The 21,137-nt window shown below is 53.0% G+C and carries 18 protein-coding genes; 14 read left to right on the forward strand and 4 right to left on the reverse strand.

Annotated features, from left to right (window positions below; translation table 11 throughout):
* Positions 1-21 precede the first annotated feature (21 nt).
* A complete protein-coding gene (locus HOJ95_05325; GenBank protein ID MBT6394105.1) occupies positions 22-396 on the forward strand; it encodes a hypothetical protein in 375 nt (124 codons plus the stop codon).
* Positions 397-424: 28 nt separating this feature from the next.
* Here the strand turns inward: HOJ95_05325 and HOJ95_05330 are convergent, their stop codons facing one another.
* The 4 genes from HOJ95_05330 to HOJ95_05345 form a co-directional block, all read right to left on the reverse strand.
* Complete coding sequence (locus HOJ95_05330) at positions 425-2,095, reverse strand: 2Fe-2S iron-sulfur cluster binding domain-containing protein (protein MBT6394106.1); 1,671 nt, start codon at positions 2,093-2,095, stop codon at positions 425-427.
* A gap of 84 nt (positions 2,096-2,179) precedes the next feature.
* Positions 2,180-3,004, reverse strand: a complete 825-nt coding sequence (locus HOJ95_05335) for a sugar phosphate isomerase/epimerase (protein MBT6394107.1) — start codon at positions 3,002-3,004, stop codon at positions 2,180-2,182.
* Positions 3,005-3,042: 38 nt separating this feature from the next.
* Positions 3,043-3,858, reverse strand: coding sequence for an MBL fold metallo-hydrolase (locus tag HOJ95_05340; GenBank protein MBT6394108.1), 816 nt, complete (start codon positions 3,856-3,858; stop codon positions 3,043-3,045).
* Between the two features lie 54 nt (positions 3,859-3,912).
* Positions 3,913-5,811 carry a propionyl-CoA synthetase gene (locus tag HOJ95_05345; GenBank protein MBT6394109.1) on the reverse strand — a complete coding sequence of 633 codons (1,899 nt, stop codon included), beginning with the start codon at positions 5,809-5,811 and terminating at the stop codon, positions 3,913-3,915.
* Between the two features lie 298 nt (positions 5,812-6,109).
* On the opposite strand from HOJ95_05345, the gene HOJ95_05350 reads away from it, so the two are divergent.
* From HOJ95_05350 to HOJ95_05410, 13 genes are all read left to right on the forward strand, one after another.
* Positions 6,110-8,566, forward strand: coding sequence for a hypothetical protein (locus tag HOJ95_05350; GenBank protein MBT6394110.1), 2,457 nt, complete (start codon positions 6,110-6,112; stop codon positions 8,564-8,566).
* A gap of 78 nt (positions 8,567-8,644) precedes the next feature.
* Entirely contained in the window at positions 8,645-9,682 is a 1,038-nt protein-coding gene (locus HOJ95_05355; protein MBT6394111.1) for a hypothetical protein, read from the forward strand.
* Positions 9,683-9,700: 18 nt separating this feature from the next.
* Positions 9,701-11,812 carry a type II secretion system secretin GspD gene (gene gspD, locus HOJ95_05360; GenBank protein MBT6394112.1) on the forward strand — a complete coding sequence of 704 codons (2,112 nt, stop codon included), beginning with the start codon at positions 9,701-9,703 and terminating at the stop codon, positions 11,810-11,812.
* The gene (gene gspE, locus HOJ95_05365; protein ID MBT6394113.1) at positions 11,809-13,527 is read left to right on the forward strand and encodes a type II secretion system ATPase GspE; all 1,719 of its coding nucleotides are present in this window, start codon (positions 11,809-11,811) and stop codon (positions 13,525-13,527) included. The genes gspD and gspE overlap by 4 nt, the downstream gene beginning before the upstream one ends.
* Positions 13,528-13,566: 39 nt before the next feature.
* Positions 13,567-14,787, forward strand: a complete 1,221-nt coding sequence (locus HOJ95_05370) for a type II secretion system protein GspF (protein MBT6394114.1) — start codon at positions 13,567-13,569, stop codon at positions 14,785-14,787.
* A 23-nt stretch (positions 14,788-14,810) separates the two neighbouring features.
* Positions 14,811-16,346 carry a hypothetical protein gene (locus HOJ95_05375; GenBank protein MBT6394115.1) on the forward strand — a complete coding sequence of 512 codons (1,536 nt, stop codon included), beginning with the start codon at positions 14,811-14,813 and terminating at the stop codon, positions 16,344-16,346.
* A gap of 6 nt (positions 16,347-16,352) precedes the next feature.
* Entirely contained in the window at positions 16,353-16,886 is a 534-nt protein-coding gene (locus tag HOJ95_05380) for a hypothetical protein (GenBank protein MBT6394116.1), read from the forward strand.
* Between the two features lie 4 nt (positions 16,887-16,890).
* Positions 16,891-17,391 carry a type II secretion system major pseudopilin GspG gene (gspG, locus tag HOJ95_05385; GenBank protein ID MBT6394117.1) on the forward strand — a complete coding sequence of 167 codons (501 nt, stop codon included), beginning with the start codon at positions 16,891-16,893 and terminating at the stop codon, positions 17,389-17,391.
* Positions 17,351-17,890, forward strand: coding sequence for a prepilin-type N-terminal cleavage/methylation domain-containing protein (locus tag HOJ95_05390; protein MBT6394118.1), 540 nt, complete (start codon positions 17,351-17,353; stop codon positions 17,888-17,890). Before gspG ends, HOJ95_05390 begins: the two co-directional genes overlap by 41 nt.
* A complete protein-coding gene (gspI, locus tag HOJ95_05395; GenBank protein MBT6394119.1) occupies positions 17,862-18,245 on the forward strand; it encodes a type II secretion system minor pseudopilin GspI in 384 nt (127 codons plus the stop codon). The genes HOJ95_05390 and gspI overlap by 29 nt, the downstream gene beginning before the upstream one ends.
* On the forward strand, positions 18,229-19,083 hold the full coding sequence (locus HOJ95_05400) for a prepilin-type N-terminal cleavage/methylation domain-containing protein (GenBank protein ID MBT6394120.1): 855 nt from the start codon (positions 18,229-18,231) through the stop codon (positions 19,081-19,083). Before gspI ends, HOJ95_05400 begins: the two co-directional genes overlap by 17 nt.
* On the forward strand, positions 19,080-20,054 hold the full coding sequence (gspK, locus tag HOJ95_05405; GenBank protein ID MBT6394121.1) for a type II secretion system minor pseudopilin GspK: 975 nt from the start codon (positions 19,080-19,082) through the stop codon (positions 20,052-20,054). The genes HOJ95_05400 and gspK overlap by 4 nt, the downstream gene beginning before the upstream one ends.
* Entirely contained in the window at positions 20,055-20,807 is a 753-nt protein-coding gene (locus HOJ95_05410) for a prepilin peptidase (GenBank protein ID MBT6394122.1), read from the forward strand.
* The last annotated feature ends 330 nt before the right edge of the window (positions 20,808-21,137 follow it).

Genomic DNA, 21,137 nt, shown 5'->3' on the forward strand with positions numbered 1-21,137 from the left:
CGGGTGAGGATGCTTCCTCGTTTGAATCAGGAGGAATTTTTCAGCCTGCTTGCCGAATCGGATGTTTTGCTCGATTCGATCCATTCCTGTGGTGGAACGACCACCCTTCATAGTCTTGCCGTGGGAACGCCTCTAATAACCTGGCCCGGTGAGTTTGCTCGAGGCCGTTTCACGTATGCCTGTTATGAAAAAATGGGTGTGCTGGACTGTGTGGCTGCCAACCTTGAAGATTTTGCCGGACTAGCGCTGAGCTTTGGAAACAATCGCGACCAAAGAGATGCCGTGAAGAAAAAAATTCTCGATGCGAACCATCTTGTTTTTGAAGATGATGCGGCTGTGGGCGAATGGGAGAATTTTTTCGAAACTGCCATGGACGCTGCTCGAAAATCGCCTTGAGCCATGAAGTCCAGAGAGCTGGGTGCGGTTATTTCTGGCCGGGCTCTAAAGGTAAATCTTCGAGATTTGTGATGATGTGTATATGAATGGCGTCAGCGCGGCCTCGTACGTCGATTTCATTTCCCGGAAATTCAGATAGATTAACACCCGCGCGTTTTGCTACATCGCCAGACACGACAAGTTGCGATGAAAATTCCTTGTTCATCGACTCAAGGCGGCTGGCGGTATTTACCGTGTCGCCAATGGCCGTCAGGTGGGTGGCATTTCCATGCCCCATCTCCCCGACAATTACAGTGCCCGTGTGAATGCCGATGCCAAGGCGGAGTGGCTCCCCGATTTCACTTGCGAGTGATCGGTTCAATTTTTCGAGGTTTCTTGTCATGGCGCGTGCCGCCAAAAGAGCCTGCCTGCATGCCTGCTCAATATTTCCGTCTATCCCGAACAAGGCCATTACACCGTCGCCGATGAATTTATCGAGCCGCCCACCGGCAGATTCAATGGCTTCTCCCATTTCAGCAAAGTAGCGGTTAAGCACAAAAACAACATCGTAGGGAAGCTTTTTTTCCGAGAACTTCGTGAAAGATCGAATATCGCTGAAAAGAACGGCGATTTCCATTTCCTGCCCGCTGTGGCGACCTGTCCTCGTGTGAACGTCTCTGACGGAAGCCTGTGGGGAGAGGAGCCGGGCGATGGCAATATCCCTGGTGGGTCTGGCCTGGCAGGCGAGGCGCACATTGGGGGGGCTCCCAATTCGCTCTAGGACGTGGAGTTCATCCTCGCTTGTGGGGGAAAGAGAGTCGAGGCCCTCAAGGATTCGCACTCGGCAGGTGGAGCATCTTCCGCGCCCGCCGCACACCGCCGCATGGGGAATGCTGAAATGGCGACTGACGTCGAGGATGGTGGTTCCTGTTGCTGCGGAAACAGTTCGGTCATCATCGTAGGTAATTCGAAACGAGCCGCGCGATTTTTCGATGTAAAAGCGTATTTCACGGGCGATGAGCGCGAGGACAAAACCGGAAATTACAACTACCCATACAGCTTCGACCCAGAAAGTGATTTCACCAAGCGCATCCTTGTTAGGCCAGTGAATGACGGTCGAGGCTTGCTTCATCCATTCGGGGTTCCTGGACAGCACCAGAACGGATCGGCCTCCTTGTGTATAACCCAGGAGGGAAAGCGTAGGGAGTAAAAGCGCGGCGGCGAATAAAGATTGCTTTGCCCACACAGACAGCGGCCTTAGCCTCAACCAGTTGTGTATGCCGATGCATCCATGTATCCAGGCCGCTAGAAGAGCTACCGTTTGATAAGCGATGTATTTGTTACTGAATTTCCAGTGGACCAAAAGGACATACGCATAGTTGTCTGTTGTTCCGGCGATTTCGTGTGCCATCCTTGTTCCCATGACATGCATAGCCAGCAGGAGCGGGAGCGAAATGCCGAAGATTAATTGGGTCGCCTCGGAAAAAGTCATGGAGAGATTTCGGCGGCGAAAGAGTGCCCATATTGCGAGGGCGAAATGAATCAGAAGGGAGCCATAGATAATTAACGTGCCTAGCGGGTTTCTCCAAATAAGGAGGAATATATCGCGTCCGTCTTCCATCGCTTCGAGGGATATGAGGCCCAGGGTATGATTAAGTAGATGGGTGGTGACGTACAGGAAAAGAATAAGGCCGGTAAAAAGGCCGATTTTCTTCAGCAAGTTAATTTCCCCCGACCTCTAAGTTATTAATTGATCTGGTGGTGCCGGAATAAAATCCGGCCCGGGCAAGAGCGGATATTTTCGCTAGGCCCTGTCCTTGCTCATTATCTTGTGCAGGGCGGCAGCCGAGGCAGCGGTTTTTTCAACAGACCTCAGGTGCGGCTCAAGAGTCACCGTTGTTGCGTAGCCATCCTTCGTCAATTGATCTAACTGGCCGGCTACGTCGAAGTCGCCTTCTCCGACGATGGACCATTCATAACTTCCGTCTGCCGTCAATTTTGTATCCTTGATGTGAACATGCGCCATGCGTGGGCGCACGCGCTCGTATCCGGCTGGATATGCGTCAATCTCTCCGGCCGCATGGGCGTTTGCCGGATCCCACAAGACGCCGAGCGCATCCGAATTAATCATTTCCGTCAGTTGAAGGGCATGGGCGCTTGTCGTAATAGCCGTGTTACTCTGATTTTCAATCGCGAGTGTGATGCCTTCCTTCTCGGCCAATCTGACGGGCAGAAGATAATGCGAGGCGATTGTATCGGTGACAGGCTCGTCTTTTATTTCCCCGGCGCGGCCGGGGGCTAGTAGGGGGGAGAGTACTCTAACGATCTTTGCGCCAAATACGTGGGCGACTTCCATCGAGCGCTTCAGGTTTTCTACCTGGGTATCGTATTCGATTTTAATGAATTCCGGTGGGATTTTGAGAAACTGAGAGCCGATACCGACAACCTCAAAACCCTCGCCGCGAATCATTGCCAGCGCCTCGTTCTGCTCGTAGGCCGTAAGGTTCCAAACGCCCTTTCCCCAGAGGGTGCGAAACTCGACGCGTTTCATCCCCCACTCTTTCGCATAACCCAGGGCACAACGAAGATCGTCGTCAACTTCATCCGTTACGATCCCAAATTCCCACATTTCATTTTCTCCGATTCATGTCTGAAATTGTTCCAAACCTATAGACGCATCAAATCCTCGCCCGCAACGATAATCCCCTCGTAATGGATTGAAAGGGCTTCGGCAACTTTATCGTTTGGGGCGAGCGGTGGCACCACGTGCGAGAAAACCAGCTTACCCACTTTGGCCTCGGTTGCTGTGTGCCCGATCTCCTCGGCGGTGGCGTGGTGGGCGGCGACGATTTTTGCCGTCTCTTTGAAGCCGCCGTATCTTTGGTCAATCAATTCAGGGATACAGGGATGCATCACCAGAATGTCCGCTCCCTGGGCGAAGGGAACAAGCTTGTCCGTAGGGCTTCCGTCGCTGGCGATAACGATTTTTCGGCCCTCGGCCTCAAAGCGGTAGGAAAGTATGTCGTCAACGTTGCCGTGGCGGGTGCCTTTTTCGACGGCAATTTGTATTCCGTCCACTTCAAAGGTGTCTCCAGGAGATAGGGTGTTGACTTCAATTTCAGTGCCTTTGCGGGACTTGCCCTCGTTTGCCCGCAGGTCGATGTCGTATTCGTAGTAGTGGAGCATCCTTTTGACTGTTTCTGCGACGGGGGCGGGGCCGAAAACGCGAAGCGGAGTTTTGGCCCCCAGAATCCAGCGTGATAGAAAAAATTCGCCAAAGCCGGTGTAGTGATCGGAGTGGAAGTGAGTAAAAAATAAATAGTCGATGGTATTAATGGGAAAGCCTGATTTTACAATCTGCGTGGCGGCGTGCCGGGCAGCATCCACCAAATACAGCTTCCCTCCTGAGACGATGGCATTGGAGGGGCCGCTTTTCTCTGGCGTCGGCGGCGGAGCGCCCACGCCGAGCAATATCAATTCCACGTAAATTATCCTCCTCGGGAGTGCCCATTTTACTCCAGAGCTTAAAGGGTTGCGCTATTTTTCGGGGTAGCCTAGTTCCTTAATTGCCTCGGTGATTTCGGGGAGTATTGCCGGATCGTCAATCGTGGCGGGCACTTTGTATTCATCCCCGTCGGCGATCTTGACCATTGTGCCCCTTAAAATTTTGCCCGATCGTGTCTTGGGCAGGCGAGCAACGACGGTAGCCTGTTTGAAGGCGGCGACGGGGCCTATCTTGTCCCGAACCATCTGGACGACTTCGCTCACGATTTCGGCGTTGCTGCGCTCGACTCCGGCTTTCAAAACGAGGAAGCCGACGGGTAATTGTCCTTTGAATCCGTCTTTGGCGCCGATGACCGCGCACTCGGCTACATCCGGGTGGGCGGAAAGGACTTCTTCCATCGCACCGGTGGATAGGCGGTGGCCTGCAACATTGATGATGTCGTCCGTTCGAGACATGACAAAGACATAATCGTCCTCGTCCATGAAGCCGGCGTCCCCGGTTTTGTAGTAGCCCGGATATTCGGATAGGTACGCGTCAACGAATCGTTTTTCGGCGTTCCACAGGGTAGGTAGAGCGCCTGGCGGTAGCGGCAGCTTCACGGACAGCGCGCCCATCTCGCCGCGATCGACCTCTCTTAGCTCTGAGTCCAGGACGGCGAAATTCCAACCGGGCACAGCCTTCGTCGGCGAGCCGTGCTTGACCGGAAGGTGCTCAATGCCCATGCAGTTGGCGAGCATGGGCCAGCCGCTTTCGGTTTGCCAATAATGGTCGATGACAGGAATCTTGAGATGCTTTTCCGCCCATTCGAGGGTATCGGGGTCCGAGCGCTCTCCGGCGAGGAAAAGGGTTTTGAAGCATCCGATGTCGTAGCCTTTCATCAATTCGGCATCGGGGTCGTCTCGTTTGATAGCGCGGAAGGCCGTTGGCGCCGTGAAAAGCGCTTTTACGCCATGCTCTGAAATCACCCGCCAAAAAGCGCCGGCGTCCGGGGTGCCCACGGGCTTTCCCTCGAAAAGGATCGTGGTGCATCCATGCAGCAGGGGCGCATAGACGATATAGGAGTGGCCTACGACCCAGCCAACATCCGAGGCTGCCCAGTAGACGTCGCCGGGCTCGACGCCATAGACGTATTTCATACTCCAATTGAGCGCCACCATGTGTCCGCCGTTGTCGCGGACGATTCCCTTGGGCTCGCCGGTAGTGCCCGATGTGTAAAGGATATAGAGAGGGTCTGTGGCCGCGACGGGAACGCAATCTGCGGGCTCGGCAGTTTTCATCGCTTCTTGCCAGTCGATGTCTTGCCCCGGCTGAAGATCCGCCTTGAGTTGGGGGCGCTGGAGAATGACGCAGCACTTGGGCTTGTGGGTCGCGATATTGATAGCTTCATCGAGCAGGGGTTTATAGGCGATGATGCCCGAGGGCTCGATGCCGCAGGAGGCGGAGACGATGACTTTCGGTGTGGCGTCATTGATGCGGGTAGCGAGCTCACTCGCAGCGAAGCCGCCGAAGACCACCGAGTGCACGGCGCCGATTCGGGCACAGGCCAGCATGGCGATAGCTGCCTCTGCGACCATTGCCATGTAGATGAGAACCCGGTCACCCCGCCCGACGCCCTGCGCCGCAAGTGCCCCGGCGAACAAGGCCGTCTCGTCTCGCAGTTCACGGTATGTGAATTTTTTGATGCTGCCCGTGATGGGGCTATCGTAGATCAATGCGAGTTGATCGGCGCGGCCGGACTCGACATGGCGATCAAGCGCGTTGTAGCAGGTGTTTACCTCGCCGCCAGCGAACCATCGATAAAAAGGTGGATTTGAGTCGTCCAGAGTTTTATCCCATTTTTTGTGCCAGTGTATTTCTTGCGCTGCCTCGGCCCAAAATTCCTCGGGCTCGTCGAGTGAACGTTTGTAGATGTCGGCGTAGTTTCCGGCCATGGTTTCCTCTCCTAAAAATTTTGACTGGATAGAGACCGGGAGGTGATTCGAATCCGCTTCCGACCGGTATCGATGGAATTTAAAAAAACGTCGAATTTTAAGTTAGGCCTATTATAGCAAAGCAATATTAGAAGGGGAGCGTAGCGTGAAAAATGGTTCAAATTACTATATATAGTGTCAGGCCTGTCATGGAGACGCAATTATAGAGCTTCTCCCCATGTGAAAAAAAACATTTTGATGTAAGATTATCAATAAGTTGGGCTTTGTGCGCTATATTTTGGCTATAAGGGGTGTCGCGGTGAACTTGTCTTTTCGGATGGTCCGCTCCTGTCTGATTTCATTTTTTGTACTTATTTTTGTGGCCGGTTGTGGTGCCGTGACCTCGCGGCTTGCCCATTTTCCCCCGTCAGCAGAAATTTTTATCACCCAGGGAAACTTCGCCTACTCGCGGCTCGATTATCAAAAAGCTTGGGAAGCATATCGCAAGGCCGAGGCCCTTGGTGTTCGATCTGCGGTCGTATCTTATCGGCTTGATTTACTGGGAGGGCTTTTGGATATCGAACCCTCCCGAAAAGAAGCCCCTCTCTACCGCGCCCAGACTATTAAATTACTCAAGGAGGCCTATGCCGAGGGCAAGGCCAAAAAGCCGGTCATCTTCAGGTATTTTGCGACAGTCTTAGAGTCCTCGCAGGAAGGCGGAAAAGATGCGACCCGTCTTTATGCCGAGGCGGTTCGCCGCTATGAGAAAAAAAAGTTCGGTCGTTTGAATGCAGGCGATCTTGAAGTTCTTGCTCGCATGTATCTTTCCCTCGGCCTACAGGCTCCGGCGGAAAAGCTTTTGCTCAAGGCGCAGCGCCTTAATTCCCGCTATGCTCTCGTGCCTTATTCTCTTGGAAAAATCTATGCGCTGGCCGGTAATCATCTCAAGGCCATCCGGCAGTTTGAGTTGTTTTTAGATATCGTGCCTAGTGATTTAGAAAGTCATATCCTTTTGGGGCAGAGTGTGATGGCCTCTGGGGACTACACGCGAGCTAAGCAGTTATTTGAAACGGCACTTTCTCTTGATTCGGCCAATAGTGAAGCGCGCCAAGGGCATCAAAGGGCGATTCGAGCTGTTGAGCGCAGCAGTCGCCTCAAGGGCCAAGCTCAAAAGGTTGGTTGGGAAGTGGGTTATAGCTCGCGAATGGTTCCTTTGACGCTTGAGGAGGACCATCGTGATTTTAGAAGCACAGGGACTGGGCCTCCCTCATTCGGGCCGGGGGGTAAATTAAGCCTTGTTTTCGGCGACGGGGCTCGTTTCCAGGTCTACACCGTTACGAAGGATGGGATGAATCTAGCAAGGCAGACGGCAAGCTCGTCGGGTTTTTCGAGTTTCACCGGCTACAGCCGTTTCCTCGTTACGAACGGCTATGGGCCGGGGCGCGTTATCGGTGAGTTTGATTCATCCAGGGGCACCTTCAGTAAAATTCACCGGGGGCATTGTGAACAACCAAATTTTTCGCAAAAAGACAATGCTCTTTTGTGTGTGGCACCCCAGGGTATTTTACTGGTTAAATTGGGCACGGGAAAAGTCAGGACGCTTTTCCGAGAGACGGATGTTCGGCATCCTCGTTTCAGCGACAATGCCCAGATGATTGCTGTCGCCAAAGGTGATTCTCTCATCTGGTTTGATCGTTCAGGTCAGGTTCAGGGGCGGGTTCGTCTTCCGGGAGGAACTGGATCGGCTAGCTATCCTGTTTTTTCGCCCGATGGGCGGTGGCTCATTTCGGGCGAGAGTGGTCTTCACCTCACTTCCGTCAAAGAGCGGATTTCCGTTGAACTCAGTCACCCTTCCCTTAAGGACGCGGGCAGGGCTGTATTTAATCCGGTTGGAGAGTCCCTCGTCTTCGGTCGCGCGGGTCGATGGTTCCAACTGGATTTTCCAAAGCGATTAGCTGGTTTTTTCGCGGTCATGAGAGCCAGAGCCCTCCTTAGGGAAAAGAAGTACGGCGCGGCGGCAAGGCTTTTAAAAGATAAATTCTCAGGCAGCCGGAATCAATTGACTTTCCATGTCCTCAGGGCGAAGTCTCTTTTTGGCCTCAAATTCTACCGACAAGCCGAAGAGTCGGCGGCTCGTGCGGCCGATCTTGATAAGCGAGATTGGCGGCCTGTTCTGCTTCTCAGAAAAATCAAGGCTTCTCAGGGTTATTTAGAAGATTCTATCCATTTATTAGATCGCTCCATTGAATTGGGGCCGGATCAATTCGACGGATATTTTGAGCGCGCACGGATTCGTGCACTCCAAGGTTTTAAAGATGAGGCGGTAGAGGATTATCGTTTTGCTCTCAAGCGTGTTCATTCTTCGTTGGAGAAGGATGGAGAGGCTGCGGTGATGGCGTTGCTTGGTCTCTATGTGGAAAAAGAGCGCCAGAACGATGCCCTGCTTCTTCTTCTGAATCAGGCGGATCGTCTCGGCCCGAACGCTATTAGAGATATCCACGTTGCTCCCCGGTTTGAGTCGCTTCGAGTCGACCCCCGTTTTGGGGAAATTATGGCGCCGGCTGCAGAAGTTCCCACGCCTCCTAAAAAAATGCCGCCACCGATAGAAAAATCGCCGCCTCAGAAATATGCTCCTCGAAAGACAACGACTTGGAGCCGGGCTCACCGCCCGCAATTACATGCAAGTATATTTTTTGACCGAAGCAACTCGTATTTGCATGCATATTTCGAGGAATCTTTTATCAACAAAGAAGTTGGTGTTAACGTTTTCTGGTAATCGCCGCGCTCCCCTTTATTAGAATATTGGCGGTAAATGGAGCGCCGCGATACCCGGGCAAGGCGGTTAATGATGTCAATGAGTATTCGCCAGATATTGTATGCAGTATCGCTTGTCCTGGTGACGGCTGGTTTGTCGTTGGGTGCTGATCTCTATTTTACCTATCAATCTTTTTTGGCGATGGAAAATACCGGGCCCTCCGTGCGCCGAAAAGCACCCGTGCCCCTTTCCAATAAAGTCAAAAAAATCGATTACCTCGTAATCGAGAAGCGCAATCTTTTTTCCTCGACTCCGCTCGGCCACACGAAGAAAAGGGCAGTTCGCCCTAAATCCAAACCTAGGAAAGTTGTGGTGCGTCCTACCCCGAAACTTCCCGGGCCGTCGGTGGCGGCTTCCTTGGACCTGCAGTTGGTGGGAACAACGGTTGGACCCGAGGGGATGAGTTTTGCGATTTTTAAGGAAAAGGGGTCGAGCGCCCAGAAGATTCACAGATTAGGCGATTCGATTAAAGGCGCTTTGATTAAAGAGGTGAAGCGCGGGGAAGTTTCACTTGAATATAATGGCAAGATTCAAATTTTCAAGGCATTTAAAGATAGAAAATCAGATACGCGAGGTTCTCGGCATTCTAATTCCAGGCGTCCCAGTAGTGGACGCTCCAAAGGAAGTGGGGGCCCTGATCTGCGCTCGCGTCTCCGTCGGCCCCCTGGTAATGATTTGCCGGGTAATCCACAAATTCCGAGAGCGCTATCTCCGGAAGTCCTTCCGCAGGATAGGGGTGCGAGGGCCGAGCCCAGCAAAAGAACGAGAATCCTCTCCCGCAAACGCCTGGAGAGATTGTTGAATAGTGCGGGTGAACTGGATTCTCAGTTCCGGACGACACCCTTCCGGAGCCCGGAAGGAGATACCGGTGTCCGGGTGTTCCCTGCCGGTAGAGGTCGTTTTTTACGTCTTCTTGGGATTCGGGGTGGGGATGTAGTAATTGACGTGAATGGTAGTGGGATTAATAACAAGGGCGATTTGAGTTCGGCCTTTAGAGGAATTATGCGACAAGATGCGGCTCAAATAGCTATATTTCGCCAGGGCAAGAAAGTGAATATTTCCTATCGGATTCGGTAGCTGGGAGTGAGTGAAAGTATGCGAGATCGAAGTAAAAAATATTTATCGGGCCTAAGTCGACACACGTTGGTTGTGTTTATGTTTTTGTGCATTCTTGCGGGCTCTGGATTCCTTCGCGGTGTTCTTGCCCAGAATCCCCCTCAGGGGTCGCAGGTAACTGATGGCATGATCTCCTTTGATTTTGATAACGCCGACATCCGTGTTGTCATCAAACAAATCAGCGAATTGACGGGCCGAAATTTCCTGATCGATGAAAAGGTAAAGGGTAATGTAACGATCATCACCCCAGGAAAAATTCGAACCCGGGACATTTACCAAGTATTTCTTTCCATATTGCACACATACGGTTTTACTGCTGTGCCTGCGGGCAATGTGATTAAAATTCTTCCGCTCCGGGATGTGTCTCGGGCGGGTGTGCCTATTATTACCCCCCGCAACAGTGTCGGGCTCTCGAATTCTGATCGTGTCGTGACATCGTTTATTCGGCTTGTGCATGCTGACTCTACCGCTCTGGCGGGTTTGCTTCGTCCGCTTGCCGCCCGCGAAGGCAGCCTCGTGGCCTACAAGGCTGCCAACGCTCTGATCATGACCGACACGGAGGGTAACGTTAAGCGTCTGTTCGCGATTATTAAATCTGTGGATGTGCCCGCCTCTGCCTCCGAGGTTGTCGTTGTGCCTATGAAGTATGCGCAGGCCACAGAGATGACCCAGACACTCGAAAAACTGATTGATGAGACGGACAGCCAGAGCGATGTGGGCAGGCCAAGACCGAGGCCCAGGTCAAGGCGAAGGGGCGCTGCAAATCCTGGTGGAGTTGAGCAGTTCGCGCCTAAAAAGGAAATTAAGATAATTCCCGATGAGCGGATCAATGCACTAATATTCGTTGCTCCTGCCTCGGACATGCTTCGTCTGCGGAGCCTTGTGAAGAAACTGGACATTCCGCCGCCGCCCGAGCGCAAGCGCATACACGTTTATCGTCTTAAAAATGCCTTGGCCGAAGAGTTAGCCGGAGTGCTGACACAACAGATAGAATCCTCGGATAGTTCAAGCGGCAGGGGTGCGCGTCCTGGGATACCAGAGCGAGGCCGCTCGGGCAGAGGTGCCGTCCCTTCACCGCGGGGAGCCGCGCCGAGAACATCTTCAGGCGGGGGTAGTAGTCTTTTAAAGGACGTGGCTATCACACCGGATAAAGCGACAAATTCCCTTGTTGTCCGTGCATCTCCGGAGGATTATCGCTCGCTACTGGAAATTATTGAAAAGCTCGATGTTCGCCGCTCCCAGGTCCTTGTCGAGGCGCTTATTGCTGAGATGACGCTCGACAAGACAAGGGACCTTGGTGTTGAGTGGCGGATATTCAACCAACCCAAGAGTGGTGCGGCGCGCGCGATCGGAGGAACTAATTTACCCACCGGGGGCGCCTCCCAGGGGATCATCAACCAGTTCGCCACCTCTCCATTTGCTGGTCCCACCGGCCTGGTACTTGGCGCGGCCCGAGGCTCGCTCTCCTTCAACGATCAGACGTTTTTTGATTTGCGGGGGCTCATTCGCGCCTTTGAGGGCGACACCGACGTGAATATCCTATCCACCCCGCAGATACTCACGACGGATAACGAGGAGGCGGAGATAGTCGTCGGCGAGAACCGCCCGTTTGTCACCCAGTCCCAAACATCGGCCGAGGGTTCGACTGTTCAGAATTTTGAGTTTCGGGATATCGGCGTAAAGCTTCGGATCACGCCTCATATCAGTCCGAATCGTTCGGTGAGCCTGAAGATTTTTCAGGAAATTTTAAGCTTCGTCGAGGAGTCGCAGGTAGGTGCTGTCGTTACCACAAAACGGCAGGCGACAACTTCGGTCAATGTCGAGGACGGCCAAACTGTCGTAATTGGCGGCCTTATTCGGGACGATACAAGGGATTCGGAGACGAAGGTGCCATTTCTGGGGGACATCCCCATTCTAGGTGCGCTGTTTCGAGCCCAGCGTAAGGTGAAGATTAAAACGAACCTGCTCATATTCATCACCCCTCGGATTGTGACGACCCCGGAGGAACATCGCCGACTCACCGAACTCAAGAAGGGGCGCTCGGGCAAATTCATCAAACCTAAGCCCGGGTCGATAAAGGAGCGGATGTGAAGGGTATACCGGTTACGGACGATTCCCGCCCGCTGGGCGAATGGCTGATCGAGCACACGGAATTGAGTGTCCATCAGCTTGAGGCCTCCCTGGCCGAGGAGGAGGGCGGCAGTCGAGCGCTCGCAGATATTCTCGTAGAAAAAGGTTTCGTCAGTGAACGGGAGATAATCGAAGCGAATTCGTTCCTTTTTGACATTCCGTTCCTCGATGATTTTAACCTGAGCGAAGTTGACCCAGAGCTTCTGGCGAAACTTCCCGTTCCTTTTCTCCTGCGCCACAAGGTTATTCCCGTGAGGCAAGAACAGGGCCGCATTCTTGTTGCCACTGTGAACCCTATTGACCTCGCGCCGGTCGATTCTCTGGGTACGTTACTCGGTGTGCGTGCCGAACCTGTTCTAGCGCCCGAGAGGGCGATTCAGATGGCGATTCAATCCCTCTACGAGCGTGAGGAGCATTCGGCCCAGGCCATGATGCACGAGCTCGGGGGCGAGGAGAGCATAGATATAGCCGACGGCGGTCGGCTCGATGAGGAACTGGATCTCTCACACGAGGCGCCCGTCATCCGACTGGTGAACCGGGTAATCCACCAAGCTGTACGCGATCGCGCGAGTGATATTCATTGGGAGCCCTTCGAGAAGGAGATGAAGATTCGTCTTAGGGTGGACGGCATCCTCCACGACATCCTCCGTATTGAAAAAATGAACCAGATGGCTGTTATTTCCCGCCTCAAAGTGATGGCGGGCATGGACATCGCCGAGCGCCGCTTGCCCCAGGACGGTCGAATCCAGCGCAAGGTCAGTGGGCGCGATATCGACATGCGCGTTTCCTCGGTTCCGACCGTGCACGGCGAGCGAATCGTGCTACGTCTTTTGGACAGAAGTAGCATTCTTCTTGATTTAGAGGACATTGGATTTTCTGCCGATCAGTTCCAGATCTTCTCCCGCCTCATCCGCCTCTCAAACGGAATCGTTCTTGTTACGGGTCCGACGGGAAGCGGAAAAACAACGACCCTTTACGCGGCGATACAGAAATTACGCTCCTCGGAGACAAATATTTTAACCATCGAGGACCCGGTCGAGTATCAGCTCGATGGCGTGGGCCAGATGCAGGTGGCGGTAAAATCGGGTTTTTCTTTCGCTGACGGTCTCCGCTCCACCTTGCGCCAGGACCCGGACATTATCTTGGTCGGCGAAATTCGAGACAAGGAAACAGCCGAGGTGGCCATCCACGCCTCGCTAACAGGCCATCTCGTTTTCAGTACCCTCCACACCAACGATTCTGTGGGTGCGGTGACGAGGCTTGTCGAAATGGGAATCGAGCCGTTTCTCATTTCCTCGTCTTTGGTCGGGGTGATGGCGCAGCGGCTTGTCAGAAAAATTTGCTCCCATTGCGCCGAGCCGAAGAATTTTGATTCGGCGCTTCTCCGGGAGGTGGGGCTATTGGGCGAGGATCTCTCTACGGCCCCCCCCAATTTGACGCATGGCAAAGGTTGCCCGGTTTGTTACCACACGGGCTACAGGGGTCGCTCTGGGATTTTCGAGGTCCTAGAGGTCAACGAGGAGATGCGCGAGTTGATGAACTCGCGAAACGATGCCACAGCCCTTAAGGCGGCAGCTCGTAGAAATGGAATGCGCACTCTGCTTGAGGATGGCGGCCTCAAGGTGGCGGCAGGAAAGACCACCCCAGAGGAAGTCCTTCGGATCGTTCAGGCGTAGTTAGCTCGTAATCAGCCAAGCACCAGGGAATTTTGAAATATGCCCGTATTCATATATCGCGCCCTTGATTCAAGAGGCCGGACACATGAAGATGAAATTGTCGCAGAAAGCTCTGTCGCGGCGCGCGAGGGAATAAGGAAAAAGGGGCTATTCCCCGTCGAGGTGAACGATTATGCCCAGGGGCGAAAACTACCTTCCCTGAGATCGCTTTTCACTCGCTCGGGGAATTTTTCTGCAACGAACCTCTCGGATTTCACTCGCCAGTTGGCGACCCTTCTCGATGCCGGGCTTCAGGTTGTGCCTGCCATGGCGATTCTCATTCGCCAGAGCCGGGACGAGGCCAGCCGCCGCCTTCTTACTCAGATTCGGGAAAACGTGAACGAGGGTATGTCACTCGAAAAAGCGATGGGAGAGCACCCTAAGATTTTTGCCGAGCTATACGTCAGCCTTGTGCGGGCGGGCGAGGCAAGCGGGGCGCTAGGTATGATTCTGAGTCGTTTGGCCGATTATCTTGAACTCCAGCAAAATCTGCGCCGCCGCCTTTCGGGCGCGCTAGCCTATCCCGCCCTGATGGTCCTGACGGGAACCTCGGTTCTTATATTTATGCTGACGTTCGTGATCCCTCGGGTGGTGAAAATCTTCACACAGGCTCAGCAGGACCTCCCCTGGCCCACCCGATTTTTGATCAATGGAAGTTATGTTCTGACCCAATACGCAGAGATTTGGTTGTTGGCAGGGGTAGGGCTCGGAGCAGGTGTCTATTTATGGTTGAAAACAGATAAAGGACTCTGGGCATGGGAGGGCGCGAAACTCAAGATCCCTCTCTTTGGCGGCCTTATTTTGAAGCAGTCCATTGCGCGATTCGGCAGGACGCTAGGCGAGTTATTAACTGCGGGACTCCCAATCCTTGACGCCATGACAATCTCGAAGCTTGTGATTGGAAACCGCGTTTTGGAGCATTGGGTGGATCAAGCCAAGGAGGAGACGCACAAGGGTGGCGCTCTGAGCCAAGCTCTTGAGCGTAGTGGATACTTTCCCCCTGTTTTTACAGATATGGTGGGGGTGGGGGAAGAATCAGGCCGGCTAGACAGCATGTTACTCAAGGTATCGGCGCATCTTGAGGATGAGTCGGAATCCACGATTCAGACGATGATGTCGCTCGTTGAGCCCCTGTTAATCCTCGTGATGGGGGTGGCCGTGGGATTCATTGTGATTGCAGTGTTGCTTCCTCTCTTCGAGATTAGTCAAATCATTCGTTGATTTGAGATAAGGATAATCATTTCGTGGCCGTTAAAATTATCAGTCTTGAACTTGATAAACGCACTCTAAGGGCGGTGAAAGTTCGTAAAGGCTGGCGAAAACTCACGCTTGAATCGGATTTCGTGGCAGAGCTTCCCGGAGATCCCGAAGATCAGGAAGGCTGGGATCGCGTGCGTACCTCTTTTCATACCTGGAGCAAAGAAGGCGGCCAACCGAATCTGATTTCGGCGAGCCTGCCGGGACTAGAGGCGATACCCTCACGTCTTCAGTTTCCCTTTCGGCGTCTCTCGAAAATCGGGCAAGCTCTCAAGGCCGAGATGGAAAGCGCCATGCCTCTTTCTGTAGATGAAACGGTAGCGGATTTTGTGCTTTCCGGAGAGGCGAAGGGCGATATCCAGAATGTTCTCGCCGTGGGTGCGCCCAAATCTTCGCTGTCGGCGCACCTGGAGCGATTGGCCAAGCTTGATATAGATCCCGATCGGATTGAGTATACGCCACTCACCGTTGCTAAAACTGTTATGAACCTGATGCCCTCCTACGCTAAAGGTATTTTCGGTGTTCTTCACATTGCTGATTCGTATGTGTCGTTCTCTCTTTGCGAAAAAGAAAAACCTTTATTTATAAGAACTTTTCAGCGAAATGATTGGTTGGAGGCGACGCCGGAGGAAGATGGAGTAGACGGTAACCCACAGGAAAATGTGTCGGCTGCCATAGATCCCGATTTTCTGATCAAGGAAATGCGGCGAACGCTCCGCGCTTGCTCTGCTCTCCTCGAAAATGGTCATCAAATTGCCCACCTTGTTTTGTCGGGCGAGGGTAATCTGAGTGTGCTCTCTCAGCAGCTTGAAGCCGAGCTGGGTGTCCATTGCCGAGAAATTTATTTTGGAGATGGAAGCCGTATTTTATCGAAGGACAGGCAGCGTACTAGTCGGGTGCAAAATTTTGCTGCCCCGCTAGGGGCGGTGCTCGATGAAAGTAAATCTTTTGGTAAGGGGTTTGACCTTCGCCGCGAGGAATATGCGCGTCGGGAGGGTTGGCGTGAGCTTCGCAGGCCGATCTTAACGACCGCCTTCGCCGCCGCTGTTTTGCTGGCGGTTGGGATGGGAGACTTGATGCTTAAGGTCCGGCACGAGGAGATTCGTTTGAATGTGGTTCAGTCCGAAGTCAATACCGCTCTTCATGCAGTATTCCCCGATGGAAAGCGGGTCTCGAATCCTGGACGCCGAATTACAAGGCAGGTAGAAACTCAGACGAGCCGTCTGGAGGAACTGCTCGGTGGCACGCTCCAGGGTAATACGCCTCTTCGGGTGATGGCGGCGATAAGCTCTTCTGTTCCGGCTAATGTGGAAATTCGAATGAATCATCTATTGATTGATGATAAAAGGATATCTTTGAAGGGTGAGACCTTGAATTTTGAATCCGTTGACCGTATTAAAAAAGTATTGAGCAAAAAGAAAGAATTCGGTGCCCCCGAAGTAAAACAGGCGAAATTGATGACGGGCAAGCGGGGTGTGGAATTTCTCATCGAGCTGGCCCCGAACGGCGCGACCAAGGAATAGAGGAAGATGAAACTCTCGAAGCGCGAATATGTCTTCATGGCGATAGGTGCATCTCTCGTGTTTGTGCTTGCCTTGAGTGAGTTTTTCGTGAGGCCCTACTGGACCCGCCATCAAGAGCTTGAGAAAAAAGTATCCCGTCTCGATAACGAATTGAGGCAAGTGCGGCGGTTGTTGGTTCGTTTTAAGCAAAACCGCAAGCTGCTCAAGGATGTTGAGAAAAGATTGATTCACGAGGGGGATAGCTTCTCGCTTTTTTCTTTTTTAGAAGAGGCAGCCGGGCAGGTAGGTATTCGTAGTCGCCTTACCTCTATGAGCCCGTCTCAAGGAGACGCGGCGAACGGTTATCGGCGGCATGAGATGTCGATTCGATTTGAGGGACTTAGCGTGGGTGAATTGGTTCGATTCTTAGAGTATCTTGAAAAGGCGCCGAAGTTGGTTCGTGTGGAGCGTCTGAGAATTGATCGCTCGAGTCGAAAGCCGGGTCGAGTAAAAGTTTCTGCTAAAGTCATTACTTTTGCCATTCAGGCAACGGGAGATTAATCGCATGTTCTATCGCAGGGATTCTTTGTGTTACACATCAGGCCTGGAAGATGTCCCACCGAACCAGGAGAACGATGATTCCGATGGTTTTACGTTTATCGAGTTGATGGTCGTCATAATTATTCTTGGTATGCTAGTGAGCATCGTGGGATTTAAGTTTCTCGGGAGAACCGAGGAGGCCAAACGGACGGCGGCGGGTCTTCAGACGAGAACCTTTGTTAACGCTCTTCAGCTCTATAAGCTCGATAACGGAAAATATCCCTCCTCGGATCAAGGTCTTGAGGCGTTGGTGAAAAAGCCTTCCTCGGGCAACGCTCCCAAGAAATGGGTCAAGGGTGGTTATCTTGAGGGCGGAAAAATTCCGCTCGACCCGTGGGGGAACCCTTACGTCTATACCTCTCCCGGCAGCGAAAGCCGGGACGTGGAAATTAAGTCTCTTGGCGCCGATGGCCAGGAGGGCGGCGATGGCGATAATGCGGATGTGGAAAGCTGGAATCTCAGATGATGAGGGGTTCACCCTCCTGGAATTTGCCATTGTAATAGTAATACTGGGTATTTTTTTAGGGTTGGCGTATCCTCGAATTCAAAAACAGATGGCGGGGGATCCGCTCAGGGAGAGCTCAACGAAACTCGCCGAGGGGATTCGCCGAGTGAGGGTATTCGCGATTTCGAATGGCCGTCTGCTTCGCCTAAGAATCACACTACCCAGAGGAGAGTTGAAGGTCGAGGCCACTGATGCTGGCGGCGAGTGGCTTGAGATGTCGGACTCGCCTATTAAAAAAGAAGCGCTCGCCGAGGGTGTCAGGCTCCTCAAGGTTCGCATACGAGGAGACAAAGACATCGACGAAGGTGAGGCGATTTTGAATTTTCTGCCGAGCGGAGAGACGCGCGGATCGTTGATGTATTTGGCGGGCGGATCCGATAAAGTCCGCACTCTGATTATCCATCCATTCCTTAATCATGTTGAAATACGCGATGGCCGAGTCAGCTTCCAGGCGTCCTAAATGGGGCCATGCCGGCTTCACGCTCCTCGAGATAACCGTCGCTATGGCGGTTGTGGCGACGGTGGCGCTTGCGGCGTTCAATCTCCAGAACCAGGGATTTCGTTCCTATATCAATTCGCGCCAGATGACCCACGCAGTACTTCTTGCTCAGGAAAAACTCACCGAGGCACAGATATCGTTGGCCTCTGCTGACGAGCAGGGGAAATTCGAAACGCCCTCGGGCGAAATTCTCCTTTGGAGCGTTCAAGTTAAGGAGACGAAGCTCCCCAAGCTGAAAATCGTGCGAATTGAAATTCGGGTGCCCGATAGCGTAGACCCCATTTTAGAGGCGGAAACATATGTCGCGGGCTCCTAGAGTTGTCACTGGTGGTGCGCCCACTGGCGGCGCGCCCGTTGGCGGCGCACTTGAGGTCCGGGAGAATCAGGCGGGCTTCACCTTGCTTGAGATGCTTGTTGCGCTCTCGATTCTCTCGCTCATGGCGGCGGGGATTTTCGCAAGTCTGGGCTCAAGCGCCACGCACACCGTTCGGGTTAAGGCGCGCCTTGAGAGCCAGCAGGCGCTCCGGACTGCCCTCCAGCACATTGCGTCTGATATCGAGGGTGTCTACTGGGTGAAGGGGGCCCAGCATCTTTTTTTCACCGGCAAGCGAGGAGACGGCGGAAAGGGACGGCGCGATGAATTGGAGTTTACGGCGATGCGCCGCCGGTTGCGTCGGCGTGGTGAAAGGTCTGGTGACCTCGTATCAATAGCGTATTCTCTGAGTACCGCTACCGGGGAGCAAAAGTTGATACGAACTGAATCTCTGATGCGGGGAGGTAAAGAATCTCTTGCCGCTCCTCCGGCCACTCTTGTTGAGAACGTCGAATCGGTGGCGTTTGAATATTTGGACAGGGAGGCGGGAAAAAGTAGTTCTTGGACCACAAACGATGAAAATAAAGATGATGTTTCTCTTCCGGCGGCTGTGCGCGTCACCCTGGGTATTGCGGGAGAAAAAAAGAGCATATCGATGCTCATCCCTATCCCGATGGGACTCAGGGCACCCGTTGAGCCTATCGCTTCTGTTCCGGTGGGCACTGGCACGACGCCGAATCAGCCCGGTGGCGAGGGGGAGAGTCCCTCTACCGGGGGAGCTGCTCCACCTCCCGATAACTTGGATCCTAATAACTTGAATCCTCAAGGCACATCGCCATGATGATGCGGCGGCGCTTTAAACGTGCCCGGGGCCAGCGCGGGGCTGCTCTTTTGATGGCCATCGCGGCAGCGGCGCTTTTGACGGCGATTGCGGTAGAGTTGATCGATAGCGCCCAGGGCGAGTTGCGACTTGTCGAGTCATATCGCGATGATTTCAGGGCCAGGTGGGCGGCGCGTGCGCCTGTTGCGCTGGCCATCGAAACACTAAAAGAAGATGGTGAAGGTTTCACCGGATTCACACAAAAGTGGGCGGAATTGGCCGAGGATTTAGAAGTTGGCGGCGTGAAAGTTCGCTTTCGCATTGAGGATGAATCGTCCAAGTTCAACTTCAATGCTCTGGCCTCAAAGGACAAGGTGCGTCAAAATTTGGTGTCGGATATGCTCAAGGCCATATTTAGTGAAAAAGACATCGATACCGACTACGTTGATTATTTGCGTGATTGGATCGATGAGGACAAGGACGAGACGGCCTCGGGCGGGGAGGGGTCCTATTACAGGAGTCTCGCTGAGCCCTACGATGTGAAAAATGCTCTGCTCGATTCGCTGAGTGAACTTGGTCTTGTTCGTGGGTTTTCGCCTACAATATTGAAAAAAATAGGGTTAGAGCTAAGCCCAGATGGGGGTGGGCCGGGTGTTCACCCTACCTACACGGTGTTTTCGGATGAGCAAATTAATCTAAACACCGCCTCTCGCGAATTGTTGAACACCTTGAGTAACGAGCTTCCTGATAGTTTTATTCAAGACGTTCTTGATCGCCGCGAGCAGGAGCCGATTCAGAAAGTGGAGAATATAAAGACCATGGCTGGGATGAGCGAGGAGATTTTTAAGAAAATATCACCTCTCTTGTCCGTGAAGAGTAGCTATTTTTCTGTTACCTCCGAGGCTACCGTAGGGCGCATCACAAAGCGTCTTACTACCGTTCTGAGGCGAAATGGAGACAAGGTGGGCGTCGTCTTTTGGCGTGCTTTCTAGATGGAAGTTATCGACTTCACGGGCCTGGTATTGGCCGCAGCTTTTGGCCTATGCGGGGGAAGTTTTATCAATTCATGCGCATGGCGGGTGCCCCGAGGCATCTCGATCATCATGCCGCGATCAATGTGCCCGGCCTGTGGCGCGACGCTCGCACCGCACGAGCTAATCCCCGTTCTGAGCTACCTCTTTCAAAAAGGAGCCTGCACTCGCTGTGGTACAAAGATTGGCGTGGGATATCCAATCATTGAAATCATCTCAGGGGCACTCGCCGCCGTTTTTTTTTATGCCCATGGGTTCTCATTTCCATTTTTTCACGCCTTTTCTCTCAGTGGTGTTTTTCTTGCTGTGGCCCTGGTGGATTTACGACACAGGATAATACCTAACGCATTTGTAGTAGTGGGGCTGCTCTCGGCTCTTACCCTCGCACCTCAAGTGGCGGGGATTAATCTTGAGAAATCAGTCCTGGGGGCGCTCATTGGTGGCGGCTCGTTTGCCCTCATTCGTCTGGTATACAGATGGCTTCGAGCTAGGGAAGGAATGGGGGCAGGCGACGTGAAGCTCTCAATTCTAATAGGAGCGGCTCTAGGTTTTGAGGGCTGGCTTCGAGCCGTCATGCTCGGTTCCATTGGCGGGGTCCTGGCGGGGCTCTACCTCATTCGGGCGGGCCGGGCGAAGACGGATTCACACCTTCCCTACGGCACCTATCTTGCTCTCGCGGCCATTACTCTTCAGCTATGGCAGGTATTCGCCTGAAGAATTTCAGCCATGAATTTGAAAACGCTGTACTTAACATATAACTCTTTAGAAAGGTTTTTTTGTTATACAACGCTGGATAATGGTGGTCAGCTGAATGTTAGCGTCTAAGGTAGTAATAAGAATTTGCTGCTTGACGATGTTGCTCTATTTGTAGGAAAAGAGGTTGAAGTCTCACATGGGGCCCTCTACTTTATCTTTTCATGTTGCTGGAGAAATAATTCTATGATTGACCTTGCCCCTTCAAACCGGTCCAAGCTGAAAGAGAGGATATTCGATACTCTTTTGGTAAGACCGCCCAACCCGGGAGGGGATTTAGATGAGCAAGAA

The organism is Nitrospinaceae bacterium (assembly GCA_018669005.1).
GTDB lineage: Bacteria > UBA8248 > UBA8248 > UBA8248 > UBA8248 > UBA8248.